This window comes from Marinobacter mangrovi (assembly GCF_016798325.1).
GTDB lineage: Bacteria > Pseudomonadota > Gammaproteobacteria > Pseudomonadales > Oleiphilaceae > Marinobacter_A > Marinobacter_A mangrovi.
Window position 1 is genome coordinate 537,174 of record NZ_JAERVO010000001.1, and the last position, 13,705, is coordinate 550,878.

15 protein-coding genes are annotated in these 13,705 nt (G+C 61.1%); 11 read left to right on the plus strand and 4 right to left on the minus strand.

Annotation, left to right across the window (positions count from 1 at the left end; genetic code table 11):
* Both JL474_RS02390 and JL474_RS02395 read right to left on the minus strand, forming a co-directional pair.
* Window positions 1-336 carry a hypothetical protein gene (locus JL474_RS02390; RefSeq protein ID WP_223807802.1) on the minus strand — a complete coding sequence of 112 codons (336 nt, stop codon included), beginning with the start codon at window positions 334-336 and terminating at the stop codon, window positions 1-3.
* A gap of 261 nt (window positions 337-597) precedes the next feature.
* Window positions 598-1,170 carry a PilZ domain-containing protein gene (locus JL474_RS02395; RefSeq protein ID WP_123633487.1) on the minus strand — a complete coding sequence of 191 codons (573 nt, stop codon included), beginning with the start codon at window positions 1,168-1,170 and terminating at the stop codon, window positions 598-600.
* Between the two features lie 199 nt (window positions 1,171-1,369).
* Here JL474_RS02395 and JL474_RS02400 point away from each other — a divergent pair, with 199 nt between their 5' ends.
* A complete protein-coding gene (locus tag JL474_RS02400; RefSeq protein ID WP_203140783.1) occupies window positions 1,370-2,611 on the plus strand; it encodes a lipoprotein-releasing ABC transporter permease subunit in 1,242 nt (413 codons plus the stop codon).
* Window positions 2,604-3,323, plus strand: a complete 720-nt coding sequence (locus JL474_RS02405; RefSeq protein ID WP_123633485.1) for an ABC transporter ATP-binding protein — start codon at window positions 2,604-2,606, stop codon at window positions 3,321-3,323. The genes JL474_RS02400 and JL474_RS02405 overlap by 8 nt, the downstream gene beginning before the upstream one ends.
* Before the next feature lie 53 nt (window positions 3,324-3,376).
* On the opposite strand, the gene JL474_RS02410 is transcribed toward JL474_RS02405, so the two are convergent.
* Window positions 3,377-3,901, minus strand: coding sequence for a DUF2062 domain-containing protein (locus JL474_RS02410; protein WP_123633484.1), 525 nt, complete (start codon window positions 3,899-3,901; stop codon window positions 3,377-3,379).
* 102 nt (window positions 3,902-4,003) lie between these two features.
* Here JL474_RS02410 and JL474_RS02415 point away from each other — a divergent pair, with 102 nt between their 5' ends.
* The 9 genes from JL474_RS02415 to murB all read left to right on the plus strand — a co-directional run bounded on the left by JL474_RS02415 (window position 4,004) and on the right by murB (window position 12,908).
* A complete protein-coding gene (locus JL474_RS02415) occupies window positions 4,004-6,400 on the plus strand; it encodes a DNA internalization-related competence protein ComEC/Rec2 (protein ID WP_328797762.1) in 2,397 nt (798 codons plus the stop codon).
* A gap of 32 nt (window positions 6,401-6,432) precedes the next feature.
* Entirely contained in the window at window positions 6,433-7,059 is a 627-nt protein-coding gene (locus JL474_RS02420; RefSeq protein ID WP_123633482.1) for a MotA/TolQ/ExbB proton channel family protein, read from the plus strand.
* A gap of 5 nt (window positions 7,060-7,064) precedes the next feature.
* Complete coding sequence (locus JL474_RS02425; protein WP_123633481.1) at window positions 7,065-7,487, plus strand: ExbD/TolR family protein; 423 nt, start codon at window positions 7,065-7,067, stop codon at window positions 7,485-7,487.
* A gap of 66 nt (window positions 7,488-7,553) precedes the next feature.
* Window positions 7,554-9,302: a lipid A export permease/ATP-binding protein MsbA gene (msbA, locus tag JL474_RS02430; RefSeq protein WP_123633480.1), complete on the plus strand. Its 1,749-nt coding sequence runs from the start codon at window positions 7,554-7,556 to the stop codon at window positions 9,300-9,302.
* Between the two features lie 8 nt (window positions 9,303-9,310).
* The gene (lpxK, locus tag JL474_RS02435; RefSeq protein WP_328797782.1) at window positions 9,311-10,303 is read left to right on the plus strand and encodes a tetraacyldisaccharide 4'-kinase; all 993 of its coding nucleotides are present in this window, start codon (window positions 9,311-9,313) and stop codon (window positions 10,301-10,303) included.
* A gap of 19 nt (window positions 10,304-10,322) precedes the next feature.
* Window positions 10,323-10,511, plus strand: a complete 189-nt coding sequence (locus tag JL474_RS02440) for a Trm112 family protein (RefSeq protein WP_123633478.1) — start codon at window positions 10,323-10,325, stop codon at window positions 10,509-10,511.
* A 72-nt stretch (window positions 10,512-10,583) separates the two neighbouring features.
* A complete protein-coding gene (kdsB, locus tag JL474_RS02445) occupies window positions 10,584-11,381 on the plus strand; it encodes a 3-deoxy-manno-octulosonate cytidylyltransferase (protein WP_123633477.1) in 798 nt (265 codons plus the stop codon).
* The gene (locus tag JL474_RS02450; protein WP_203140785.1) at window positions 11,374-11,853 is read left to right on the plus strand and encodes a low molecular weight protein-tyrosine-phosphatase; all 480 of its coding nucleotides are present in this window, start codon (window positions 11,374-11,376) and stop codon (window positions 11,851-11,853) included. Before kdsB ends, JL474_RS02450 begins: the two co-directional genes overlap by 8 nt.
* Window positions 11,850-12,908: a UDP-N-acetylmuramate dehydrogenase gene (gene murB / locus JL474_RS02455; protein ID WP_203140786.1), complete on the plus strand. Its 1,059-nt coding sequence runs from the start codon at window positions 11,850-11,852 to the stop codon at window positions 12,906-12,908. The genes JL474_RS02450 and murB overlap by 4 nt, the downstream gene beginning before the upstream one ends.
* A gap of 92 nt (window positions 12,909-13,000) precedes the next feature.
* On the opposite strand, the gene JL474_RS02460 is transcribed toward murB, so the two are convergent.
* Window positions 13,001-13,693, minus strand: coding sequence for a TSCPD domain-containing protein (locus tag JL474_RS02460; protein ID WP_123633474.1), 693 nt, complete (start codon window positions 13,691-13,693; stop codon window positions 13,001-13,003).
* Window positions 13,694-13,705: the final 12 nt, after the last annotated feature.

The following is a 13,705-nucleotide window of genomic DNA, read 5'->3' on the forward strand; positions in this document are numbered from 1 at the left end:
TCAGTTTGACTCCGGCTTTCTGACGGAATGGATGACGTGGTTGTATTCGAAATAGACGATGAAGTCGTCATAAATCCACTGTGTGATGGGTGGGTTACCCACTGGACCCTTGACGGACTGGGGCTGCCCATAGCGTTGGCGCACCTGATCCTGCAATTGGCCATGCTGTGGCATGCTGGCCGTGCCGCGATCGGAGCCCTGCTGCATGACGGGCGTCTTGAGTTGTTCGGCGCCGGCGGTCAGGGATGCGGTCATCAGCAGGCTGCCTGCCGCCAGGCTGAGCAGGGTCCGGCTCGCCAGCTTGTGCCATGGGGTGCGGGAAGTAACGGTGTTCATGGGTCGGGTTACCTTATGGTTACTGCATGAAAGGCCGTCCCTCATCACGCGCAGGACGCCCGGGAACTGATGGGTATCGGGTCTGTCTTGAGGGGCATTGTGATCACGGCGAAGGGGCGTGTCGTTCCTCATTGACAGTCCGGATATGGCCGGCAGTTCCCTGAATTACGTAAATTTATTATCAGTCCAACAGTACTACAGGTTATGGTCCAGAGAAACTTTTTGGTGGCCATTCGGAACGCGTGACGACCCGTCGTGGCGTTACGCCTGATCGCGCTGGCGCTGGCGGATCTGCCAGCGCATGACGTGGCGGGCAATCTGCTGGCGATCGGCGTCGTCCAGCGTGGTGAATTCGGCATGCACCCAGCGGTGCCCGTTGTCGTCTTCACTGAAGGAGACAATCGTTCCCTCGCCCCGGGGCATGAAGAGTTCCGGTGGCAGGGTGAGACGAATTGCAAGGCGGTCACCCACGGCAAAGTGAGGATCGTCACTGGGAAAGGCGACGCCCCCTTCGCTGAGGGTTACCTCGGACCAGCGCTCCGGTTGCAACGGATTTTGCTCAAAGGCCATAATGCGCGCCAATGTGTCGACCTTGGAATTAAACGATTTCATCAGGTTGGCCAACAGGCGGTCCTTTTCGGCCAGTCCGGCGAGCTGATTGCGGATATCCAGGTCGATACGACGCAGCTCGTCGTGCAGGGGTTCAAGCACGTCGTCGCCGAAAGGATGGCCCGGGTCCCCGTCGGTCCCGGAATTCAGGCGCTTTATCTCGAGACCGACATGATCGTGGATCCTGAAATAGTCACGCCGGTCCTCGTCAAGAGGTGGAACCATAGATAACCTCGCTGAGCGCCTCGTCCTGGTTGGTGTTGTTCTGGGTTTTCGCCGGTATCCGGCGTTCCGGACCACCGCCTGCGACACCATGAAAGGAAAAGGTGCGGGTGATTGCCCGGTACCATTCAAGTTTAACAGCTCGGCGGGCCTTGTGTGGTCGCCGGCGACACAGACTTCAGGGAAGCGGTAGGCCCTCTACATGTTCAAACCCTTATCTTTCTCGATTGGCATGCGGTACACCGCCGCCAAGCGACGCAACCACTTTATTTCGTTCATTTCGTTGATGTCGATGCTCGGCCTGATGCTGGGTGTGGCACTGCTCATTATTGTGCTGTCCGTCATGAACGGGTTCGACCGGGAGCTGCAGACGCGCATCCTGGGTATGGTGCCCCATGCCACCATTCAGGGACAGAGCACGATAGACGATTGGCAGCGCATCGATCGCCAGGCCACACGGGATCCGGAAGTGATCGCTGCTGCGCCCTACATTCAGGGGCAGGGCATGATGACCGGTCGGGGTAACGTCCACGGTATCCTGCTCAATGGCATCCTGCCGGACCAGGAGCGGGAAGTTTCGATTATCGACAAGCATATGGTTCAGGGCTCGCTGGACGATCTCAAGTCCGGCGAGTTCGGGATCATCATCGGGCGCCTGCTGGCGGCCAGTCTACGGGTGCAGGTGGGCGACAAGGTCACGGTGGTGATGCCGGAGGCTTCGATAACGCCGGCCGGGGTATTGCCGCGGCTCAAGCGCTTTACCGTCAAGGGCATCTTCAAGGTGGGCGCCGAGCTGGACGCCAACTACACGCTGATCCATATGGACGATGCCGCCAAGCTGATGCGGACCAACGGCAAGGCGCAGGGTGTCCGGCTGCTGGTGAAGGATCTGTTCAAGGCGCCGAGCGTGGCGGAGCGGGTGGCCCGCGGGTTGGGCGGCCGCTACTACGTGTCTGACTGGACCCGCACCCACGGCAATCTGTTCCAGGCCATCCGCATGGAAAAGACCATGATTGGCCTGCTGCTCATGTTCATTGTGGCGGTGGCGGCGTTCAACGTGGTGTCCACGCTGGTCATGGTGGTGACCGACAAGACGGCCGACATCGCCATCCTGCGCACCATGGGCGCAACCCCCGGGCGGATCATGCGGATCTTCATCGTGCAGGGGGCCATCATCGGGGTGATTGGTGTGCTGGTAGGAACGCTGCTGGGGATTCTCGGGGCAGAAAATGTCAGTGCCGTGATTTCCTGGCTGGAACACGTCACCGGACACCAGTTCCTCAGCCCGGACGTGTATTTCATCAGCTACCTGCCGTCGGAACTGCAGTGGGAAGACGTGTTTATCATCAGTGGTGCCGGCCTGGCCATGGCGCTGCTGGCAACAATCTATCCGGCATGGCGTGCGTCCCGTGTCGATCCGGCGGAGGCCTTGCGGTATGAGTGAAGCGGCTGAAAACATTCAACGTACGGAAGATCGTCCGCTGACCATCGATTGTCGCTCCCTGACTCGCACATACAAGCAGGGACCGACCGAACTGACGATTTTCTCCGATATCTCCCTGGCCGTTGGCGCCGGCGAAACCGTGGCCATCGTGGGCAGCAGTGGGGCCGGCAAGACGACGTTGCTTAATTTGCTCGGCGGCCTGGATAAGCCGTCCAGTGGTCACATCGAGATCTGTGGCGTGGACATTCACGGCCTGAACGAAAAGGGACGTGCCCGCTTCCGCAACCGGCAGCTGGGTTTCGTCTATCAGTTCCATCATCTCCTGCCGGAATTCACGGCACTGGAAAACGTGATGATGCCCGGCGCTCTGGGCGGCCTGTCGATGGCGGAGGCCAGGGAAAAGTCGCGCCTGATTCTGGACAAGGTACGCCTGGGCAAACGCCTGAATCACAAACCGGGCGAGCTGTCCGGTGGTGAGCGCCAGCGGGTGGCGATCGCCCGCGCCCTGGTGAACGAACCCGAGTGTGTGTTGATGGACGAGCCGACGGGCAACCTCGATGAGCACACCGGGCGCGAGGTGCAGGGACTGATCGAATCGTTGCGCGACGAGCTGGGTACCGCCTTTGTGGTGGTGACTCACGATATGGGTATGGCGCGCCGTCTGGGACGGGTGATGCATCTGGAGGAAGGCCAGCTCTTCGAGGATCGCTGATTGGCCTGAAGGAGAGAGGGCGGCGGATGTCGCCGCTCTGCCCATCGCATTAACTATGCAGAATGGTGGCGCAGGACCCGCCGCTTGCGCCAGTCACTACGGACCTTGCGGCGCCAGAGAAACTGGATCACCAGGTAGCTGATGCAGGCGCCGATCACACCGACGACCACTGAACCGAAGTAGAGTGGCACCCCGATATCGATCAGCTGTTCGCTGAGCCAATGCCAGGACAGGTGAAATTCGAAATCCAGCACTGGTCGGCCCAACAGCCAGGCGCCGACCTTGTAGTTGAAGTAGAAAATCGGCGGCATGGTCAGTGGATTACTGATCCAGACCAGGGCGACGGAAACGGGCAGATTGGCATTGAACCAGATCGCAAAAAAGCCGGCGGCGACCATCTGGAACGGCATCGGTATAAAGCAGAAGAAAACGCCAATAAGGAACGCCCGACACACCGCATGACGGTTGATGTGCCAGAGGTTGGGTTCATGCAGGACGTCGCCGAGGAAATGCAGGGCCTTCATTTCCCTGATTTTCTCTGGTGTCGGCATGTGACGCTTGATGAACCTTTTGGGCATAGCGTTCCGCTTGGTTGTCCGTCCTGTTCGGCGTCAAGGCGTTGAATGCCGACTGTGCCGTAATTATGGATAAAGGGGCAAGGATTGCCCGGGAGTTAGACTGTGCGAGCAGGGATCGCTGCGTTCGCGGGCGGCGTCATCTTACTGTATTGTGTCGGCGAAATACCACCGTGGCCCTTACCCGTAATTGCCCTGATCATGGGGTGCCTGCTCGCCCGATTTCTATCGATCGCCCTCCGGCCTGTGGCCTTTGTGGTGATCGGGCTGTCTACAGGATTGATCTGGGCCGGCTGGATGTCCAGTGAACGTCTCGCCACCCGCTTGCCTCATGCCCTCGAATCGGGCACGCATCTTGTCGAAGGATACCGTTGCAGCCTGGTATCGCCTGGGGCCTACCACAGCCTTCGTTTTGAGTTCTGTGTTACCCACTGGCCGGAAGCAACGCCGGATCATCCCATTGCAGCCAAGCGTTTGCGTCTGGCCCTGTATGGCGCCGAGCCATCGCTTGTCTTGCCGCGCCAGCTTCAACTCAAAGTACGCCTGAAAGTGCCACACGGCTCAGTTAATCCGGCGGGGTTCCGCTACGAAACCTGGCTGTTCCGGCATGGTTTTGATGCAACAGGCAGCGTCCGGGAATGGTCAGAGCAGTCAGTGTCCTGTGGTATCCATTGTCACTATCATGCCTGGCGTGAGCGGGTGGCGGGCGGCTTGGTCGACGCCTACGGCGGGCTGGAAAGTTATCCGCTGATCGAAGCCCTGCTGCTGGGGGAGCGGCGTCTGCTGGATGCGGAGGACTGGTCGGTGTTCCGTAAAACCGGCACGTCCCACCTGATCGCCATTTCCGGCCTGCACATTGGTCTGGTGGGGTTGTTTGTCGGCAGTCTGGTTGCCGGTTTGCTGAAACGATGGCCCGGTGGCCCGGGTGCGCGCGGGCGGCGTCGCCTGGTATTCGGTGCCAGTCTCTGCGCCTGCGCGACGTACGCCTTGCTTGCCGGCTTTACCGTGCCCACGCAAAGGGCACTGGTGATGGTGGCGGTCACGGGGCTGGTTTATCTGCGCGGCCGTCAGTCCGGCTATTGGACCGCGTGGCTGAGTGCGGTGGCCCTGGTTCTGGTGATGGATCCCTTTGCACCGCTGGATGGCGGGTTTTGGTTGTCATTCGGCGCAGTCGCCGGGCTGATTGTCATGTTTTCCTCGCGTATCAGACCGCCCGGGCGAATCGCCACCTTGTTGGTGGCCCAGTTGGGTGTCATGGCCGGGCTTCTGCCGATCCTGATGGTGCTGGGGTTGCCGTTCTCCGTCAGTGGCTGGCTGGTCAATCTGGTCGCGATTCCCTTGATGTCTTTCCTGTTGTTGCCGGGTCTGTTTTTGCTGGTGCCTCTGGGGCTGCTCGTACCGTTTTGCCAGCCTTTGATCGGCCGGGTGTTGGACATGGGGTTGGGCGGTTTCATGTCGGGTCTGAGCTATGTAGCGAATCAGTCTCCGGAGGGAGTGGTGTTGTCGGCCGCGACGGCTGGGCTGGTGGGCAGCCTGGTGCTGGCTATGCTGTTTCCGATGCGTTGGTGCACGCGCGGTTGGCTTCTGGTGGCCATGTCCGGATTGTTGTGCGGTCAGGTGCTGGCGCTCACCGGATCCGGCGTCGAGGCGAACCAATCCGTTGCGGTACCGGAACTCTGGGTCTGGGATGTCGGTCAGGGTTTGGCGGTGACGTACCGCGATGGCGATCAGGTTCTGCAGTATGACACCGGGCCGGGGTCGCCGGCCGGCTATACCGCGGTTAAGGATGCACTGCGGCCCGGATTTCGGCATACCGGAATCCGTGATTTGAATTGGCTGATGGTCAGTCACGGGGATGCTGATCACGCCAGCGGTCTGGATGACCTGTTCGATCACATCCGGGTGGATCGACGATCCAGCGGCGAGCCAGCCCGGGTGGAGGAGCGGGCGGGGCCGGATGCGGCTGATACCTTTGAGGGCTGCCGGAAGGGCGGCCGGTTGGGGCGGTCTCGCATTGATGTCTGGCAGGATGGCGGTGACGTGTCCGGCAATGCGGCATCCTGTGTAGTGCGGATTACGCGCGACGGCTATTCGATCATCCTCCCCGGAGACATCACCGCCGAGCAGGAGCAGGACTGGCTGCAGAACCATCCGTCAAGGCCCGGGCAGCATCGAATCGTCGTGGCCCCGCACCACGGCAGCAAGACGTCGTCCAGCCCGGCGTGGGTTCGGCAATTGGCGCCGGAGCTGGTTGTGTTCTCGGCCGGCTATCGCCATCCCTACGGTCATCCGGCAGCGGAAATTCGGCAACGTTATCGGGTCGGCGGCGCCCGGACTGTCAATACGGCGACGTCTGGTGCGGTCCATATACGTCTGGAAAATGACGCTCCGAGCGTCCATGTCGAGCGGGCCGATGCGCCATTCTGGATCGAACCGCCGCCGGATCAATGTCCTGGGGCCGGTTGCAGGGTGTGGCGAGCAGGGCCGGCTGTGCTAAAGTAGCGCGCGGCTGTTCATTATCAGGGAGACAAAGCGTGTTAGAGCTTCTAAAGGCGGGTGGCATCATCATGGTGCCGATCATTGCGTGTTCGATCCTCGCCCTGGCTATCATTCTCGAACGTTTCTGGTCATTGCGCGTCTCGCGAGTGGCACCGGAAAGCACCATCAACGAGCTGTGGCGCTGGATCAAAAAGAAGGAACTGAATGCCCGCAAGATCAAGGCCCTGCAAACGTCCTCTCCGCTGGGGCGGGTGTTGGCCGGTGGTCTGATGAACGCCAAGCATGGCCGCGAAATCATGAAGGAGAGCATTGAGCAGGAGGCCAGTCAGGTCATCCATGAGCTCGAGCGTTTCCTGAATCCGCTGGGAACAGTGGCCACCATCACGCCGCTGCTGGGGCTGTTAGGTACCGTGATCGGCATGATCAAGGTCTTTGCCGAAATCCAGCTGGCGGGTGTCGGCGATGCCGGCAATCTGGCAGGCGGTATCTCCGAGGCTCTTATGACCACGGCTGCCGGCCTGAGCGTCGCGATCCCCGCGCTGATCTGTCACCGCTATTTCATCCGCCGTGTGGACGAGCTCGTCGTCAACATGGAACAGGAAGCCATCAAGCTCGTCGAAGTGGTTCACGGCGACCGTGAAATCGACGTAGAGGGAGCCTGAGCGCCGTGAAGTTCAAGCGCCAGAGAAGTCAGGAAGTCGGTGTCGATCTGACCCCACTGATCGATGTGGTTTTCCTGCTGTTGATTTTCTTCATGGTATCGACCACGTTCACCCGGGAAAGCCATCTGAAGGTGGATCTGCCGGAAGCCAACGGCGAAGTGTCCGAAGCCCAGGCAAAGCAGGTCGACGTGGTGATTACCGCTGAAGGTCAGTATGCGGTAAACGACCGGCCTTTGGTCAATAATCAGCGGAAGACGCTGCAGAAAGCCGTGCAGGATGTGTCCGGTGGTGACACCCAGTTGCCGTTCATCATTACCGCGGATGCCCAGACACCGCACGAATATGTGGTTCGGGCGATGGATGTTGCCGGCCGGCTGGGTTTCGTCAAGCTCAGCATCACCACCCAGAGCGAGTCTGAGGGTGACTGACCGCTGCGGCCCCGGCTGGCCCGGGGCCGACGCAGTAACCGACCGACTATCGACCGGAACGGAATTATGAGTGCGGAGTCCGCAACCAACTGGCAGACCTACAAGCGTCTGCTGTCCTACGTTAAACCCTTCTGGGCGGCGTTCCTGTTGGCCGTGCTGGGCAACGTCATCTATGCCGGTGCGTCCACGGGCATGGCGGCCGCGATGGAATACGTCATCAAGGCGATCGAAAACCCCACCGACGAGAACCGGCTGATGCTCACCGGCATGATTGTCGGCGTGTTTGCCCTGCGGGGGCTGGGTACGTTCCTCGGCCAGTATTTCATCAATTATGTCGGACGCCACGTGGTCAACGCCCTGCGTAACCAGGTGTTTGACCGGCTCTTGCGCCTGCCATCACGTTTCTACGACGACCACTCCAGCGGTCATCTGGTTTCCAAGCTGACCTTCAATGTGGAGCAGGTGGCCGATGCCACTACCAACGCAGTGACCATCACCCTGCGCGAAGGGCTCACGATCGTCGGTCTGATGGGGTTCATGCTCTACACCAACTGGAAGCTCACCCTGATTTTCGTGGCCCTCGGGCCGGTGATCGGTTTTGTGGTGAGCTATGCCAGCAAGCGTTTCCGCAAGCTCAGTCGCCGCATCCAGGGTTCCATGGGCGACATCACTCATGTCTCGTCGGAAACGATCAGTGGCTATCGGGTGGTGCGCATCTTCGGTGGCGAGGAATATGAGCGTGATCGTTTTCATTCGGTCAGCGGGCGCAACCTGAATCAGAGCCTGAAAATGGCGTCCACCCAAGCGATCAGCGTGCCGGTGATCCAGATTTTGGTGGCCTTTTCCATCGCGGCGCTGGTCTGGGTGATGCTGGCACCGGAGATCCGGGGTGGCATGACCACCGGACAACTGGTGGCGTTTATCACTGCGGCAACCACCATGGCCAAGCCTATCCGCCAGGTGACGTCGGTCCATGCCAAGATCCAGAAAGGGGTTGCGGCGGCTCACGATGTCTTTGAAACCATCGACGAAACACCTGAAGAGGATTCGGGCACGTACGCTCCGGATCGGGTGAAGGGCGACATTAGCTTCAAGCAGGTGCGTTTCCATTACCGGGATCAACTGGACGATGTGCTCAAGGGCATCGATCTGGATATTCCACAGGGCCAGAGTATAGCGCTGGTGGGTCGCTCCGGTAGTGGTAAGTCGACACTGGTCAGTCTGCTGCCCCGTTTCTACGACTACACCGACGGCGAAGTGCAGATTGACGGCGTAGCCCTGCCGGAATACACCCTCGCAGCGCTGCGCCGGCAGATTGCGCTGGTGACCCAGAACGTGGTGCTCTTTAACGACACGATCGCCGCCAATATCGCTTACGGTGCGTTGCGTGACCATTCCCGCGAGGACATTCGCGACGCGGCTGCCAAGGCGCATGCTCTTGAGTTCATCGACCGCATGCCGGAAGGCATGGACACCCTGATCGGCGACAACGGGGTAATGCTCTCGGGTGGTCAGCGGCAGCGCCTGGCCATTGCCCGGGCGCTGCTCAAGGACGCCCCCATCCTGATCCTGGATGAGGCTACCTCGGCGCTGGATACCGAGTCCGAGCGGCACATCCAGGAAGCCTTGGATCTGGTCATGAAGGGCCGTACCACGCTGGTGATCGCCCACCGCCTGTCGACCATCGAGAAGGCTGATCGCATCCTCGTGATGGACGGCGGCCAGATCGTCGAAGCCGGTCGCCACGAGGAGTTGTTGGGGCAGGGCGGTATCTACGCCCAGTTGCACCAGACCAACTTCAGCGAAGCGGGTTAACCGGAGTGGTGGATCGCCTCTGGTACGGTTCCGGCCGGCCATTATGGCCATTGTGGCCGTTGGCGTGGTTGTTCCGGTGGATCACGCGCCGGCGTCGCGAAGCCTATCGGTGTGGCCGACGCACGGCCACGCGGCCGCCGGTGCCCGTCATCGTGGTGGGCAACATCACAGCCGGTGGCACCGGTAAGTCCCCATTAACCCTGGCCATCGTCGAGCACCTCAAGGCAAACGGTTGGCGCCCGGCCATCGTCAGTCGCGGCTACGGTGGCAAGGCGGATCGTCATCCCTTGCTGGTTCAATCCGATACCCCGGCCTCGGCCTGCGGCGATGAACCCCGCATGCTGGCCGATCAGGGGCAGGTGCCTGTGATTGTCGATCCGGTGCGTGCCAGGGGCGCCGTGTGGGCGTACGATGAGGGTCTGGCCGATGTGCTCGTGTGTGATGATGGCCTTCAGCACTACGCCCTGGGCCGGGATATCGAGCTTGCGGTCTTTGACGGCGAGCGCGGGCTGGGCAACGGCGCGCCGATTCCGGTGGGGCCACTGCGTGAAGAGGTGGCTCGAGTGAGCGATGTCGACGCCGTGATCTTCAACGGTCAGGGTGTCGCGAACATCGAGCATCCGCATTCAGCGGTCATGCAACTGGAGCCTGTCGGGTTGGTCAATGTCGCTTCCGGAGAGCGGCAGCCGGCGGCCTGGCTTTCCGGGCGCACTGTCACCGCCATCGCCGGCATCGGCAATCCCGAGCGGTTCTTCCGCGCGCTGCGGCGACTGGGTGCCGACGTGTCGGGTCGGGCCTTGCCTGATCATCACGAGATCCAGCAGGGGGATCTGGAACGCCCGGTCGGTTGCCCATTGATCATGACGGCCAAGGATGCGGTGAAATGCCGATCCCTGGTGGACGATAATTGCTGGGCATTGGAGATTCGTGCCAGTCTGCCGGAGACATTCTGGACTATGCTGGACAGGCGGCTGGCTGAACTCACCAGGACGCCAGTCTGAAACCTTGAGAGATAAAGCCATGGACAAGAAACTGATTGCCATGCTGGCCTGCCCCGTTTGCAAGGGTGAGCTGGCGCTCAACGAGGCACGGGACGAGTTGATCTGCCGTCCCGACGGTATGGCGTTTCCGGTGCGCGAAGGCATACCCGTTATGTTGGCCAGCGAGGCGCGCACGCTGACAACCGACGAGCGGCTGGACAAGCGCTGATCGTCGTCTGAATTCCGTCGGGCCGGGCGCCCGACATGCCATTCCGGATACAGCGAAGAGTCAGGTACGACCATGTCATTCACCGTAGTGATTCCCGCACGCTATGCATCCACCCGTCTGCCGGGCAAGCCGCTCCTGGAGATCGGCGGGCAGACCATGATCGAACACGTCTATAACCGCGCTTGCGAAAGCGGGGCGGCTCGCGTCATCGTGGCGACGGACGACGAACGGATCGCCTCCGCTGCTGAAACGTTCGGCGCGGAGGTAGCGATGACCGCCGCCGATCACGCTTCCGGCACCGACCGCCTGGAAGAGGTGGCGCGTAAACTGGGTCTGGGACCCGAAGAGCGCGTGGTCAACGTCCAGGGCGACGAACCCCTGATCCCGCCGGCGCTGATCAATCAGGTGGCCGCCAACCTGGACAGCCATCCCGATGCCTCCATAGCCACCTTGTGCGAACCCATTGAGAGAACCGAGCAGGTACTGAACCCGAACGTGGTGAAGGTCGTCCGTGGGCATGACCGTTTTGCACTCTATTTCAGCCGGGCGCCCATTCCCTGGGCCCGTGAGGCCTGGCAACATCTGTCTTCAGTCGCGGGAGAGGGGGTGCCTGGGGGCATTCAATACCTGCGGCACATCGGCATCTATGGCTATCGGGTGAAGCTGCTGCACGATTTCGTCAGCTGGTCGGCCTCGCCGTTGGAGCAAGCGGAGTCCCTGGAGCAGTTGCGAGCCCTCGAGAACGGCGCACGCATCCACGTGGATATTGCCAGTGAGCGGCCGGCCGGCGGCGTCGACACGCCGGAAGATCTGGAGCGCATGCGCAAGGTGTTTGCTGACGGTCTGCTGGAGGTTGAGCAGGATGCCTGAGCCGGTTCGTGTGCTGTTTGTGTGCATGGGCAATATCTGTCGGTCACCGACCGCCCATGCCATTTTCCTGAAGCGGATCGAGGAAGCGGGGCTGGACGATCGCATTGTCGTCGATTCCTGTGGTACCGGCGGCTGGCACATCGGCGATCCACCGGACCCCCGGGCCACCGAAGCGGGCGCCCGGCGGGGTTATGATCTGTCTCCGTTGCGGGCCCGGCTTATCCGGCCCGGCGATATGGATGCCTTCGACTACGTGCTGGTGATGGACCGGGACAACCTGGCGCGATCCACCGAGCTGAATCCGGATGGCCGGACACAACCGGAGTTGTTCCTGACCTACGCGTCGGACAGTCCGGTGGACGAGGTGCCGGATCCCTATTATGGCGACGGTGATCGCTTCGAGCAGGTCCTGGACCTGATTGAATCGGCTTGCGAGGGTCTGCTGGACCATATCCGGGAGCACCGGCTTTGAACGCCCGGGGGATCGAGCCGACTGCCGATGTATCGCTGCAGGGGCTCAACACGCTGCGGCTTCCGGCTCGCGCGGCCTGGTTTGTCCGGATAACGGACGTCGACTCCCTGCGGGCGGCGCTGGACTGGGCGGATGAGCGAGGTTTGCCGGTGCTGGTTCTCGGCGGCGGTAGCAACGTCATCCTGGCCGGCGACTTCGATGGGCTGGTCATTCGTGTCGGTATCACCGGCCGTTGTTGGAGCGACGCCAACGGCGACACCGCAGAACTCGAGGTGGGCGCCGGCGAAAACTGGCACGAAACGGTGATGTATACCGTCAGGGCGGGTTATCGTGGACTGGAAAACCTGGCGCTGATCCCCGGCACCGTGGGAGCAGCGCCCATCCAGAACATTGGTGCCTATGGCGTCGAGCTGTCGGCAACGTTGCTCGACGTGGAAGTCTGGGACCGAGATGCGGGCGAGGTGCGCCGTCTGTCGGCTGAGGCCTGTGAATTTGACTACCGGGACAGCGTCTTCAAGCGCCATCCTGAGCGCTACGTCATCCTGCGCATTCGCCTCCGGCTGTCCCGGACCGCACCCCTCAACTTGGGTTATCGCGATCTCCAGGACTATTTTGCCGATGAGGAAGTCGCCGAGCTGACCGCCGAGGATGTGGCGCGCGCCGTCATCAAGGTACGTTGCCGAAAGCTGCCCGACCCGGATTTCCTGCCCAATGTCGGCAGCTTCTTCAAGAACCCGGTGGTGCCGCTGAGCCAGTATGAATCACTGAAGGCGCAGTTCCCGGAACTGGTGGCTTATGTGGGCGCAGACAGCGCCAAGCTGGCGGCGGGCTGGCTGATCGACACCTGCGGCTGGAAGGGGTATCGGGAATCCCACGTGGGCGTGCATAACCATCAGGCGCTCGTGCTGGTCCATCACGGTAACGGACGGGGCGCCGAATTGCTGTCGCTCGCTGCCAGGATCCGCGACGATGTGATGAACCGTTTTGGCGTCGCCCTGGAGGTGGAGCCGCGTATCTTTCCGGTCGCCCTGCGTGAGGAGTTTCACTTCGGTTAGGGGCTCGATTGGCCGGACGGTTCAATCCGACACTCACAAAAAAGCCACCCGATCGGGTGGCTTTTTCGTTTCCTGAGCCTGATCCGGTCAGATCAGCCGCATTTGCTGTCGCCGCAGGACAGACAGGTGGCGCAGCCATCCATCACGATCACGGCCTTGGTGTTGCACTTGCCGCACAGCGTGGCGTTGGCCGGGTAGTCGTTGCTGGCCTCGTCATTCGTGGACTCGGTCTGGCGAGACTCGAACTCGGCCCGCTTTTCGGCCAGGACGCGCTTGGCAACTTCGCCCATCTCTTCGTTTTCAATCAGGCCGATGGCCTTCATGTGACGCTCAATGACGGCACCGATCTCGGCGACCAGTGACGGCATGAACACGCCGCCCTTCTTGAAGTAGCCACCGTTCGGGTCATACACCGAACGCAGCTCTTCGACCAGGAACGTCACGTCGCCACCCTTGCGGAAGACCGCGGAGATAACGCGGGTGAGGGCGATGACCCACTGGAAGTGTTCCATCGACTTGGAGTTGATGAACACTTCATAGGGCTGACGGCTCTCATGATCCGTGCCTTCGTTGAGCAGGATGTCATTGATGGTGATGTACATCGCATGCTCGGCGATCGGCGGCTTGATCTTGTAGGTGGTTCCCAGCAGGAAATCCGGCCGCTCGATGTTTTCGTTCATCTTGATCGGTGCCGGTTCCTTGTTCTCCGGCACGTCGGTTTTGGGCGCGTCGTCAGCTTTGGTGACCCGGTAGCCAACGATTTTCTTGTCGATCTTGACGGTCATCTTTCTATGTCC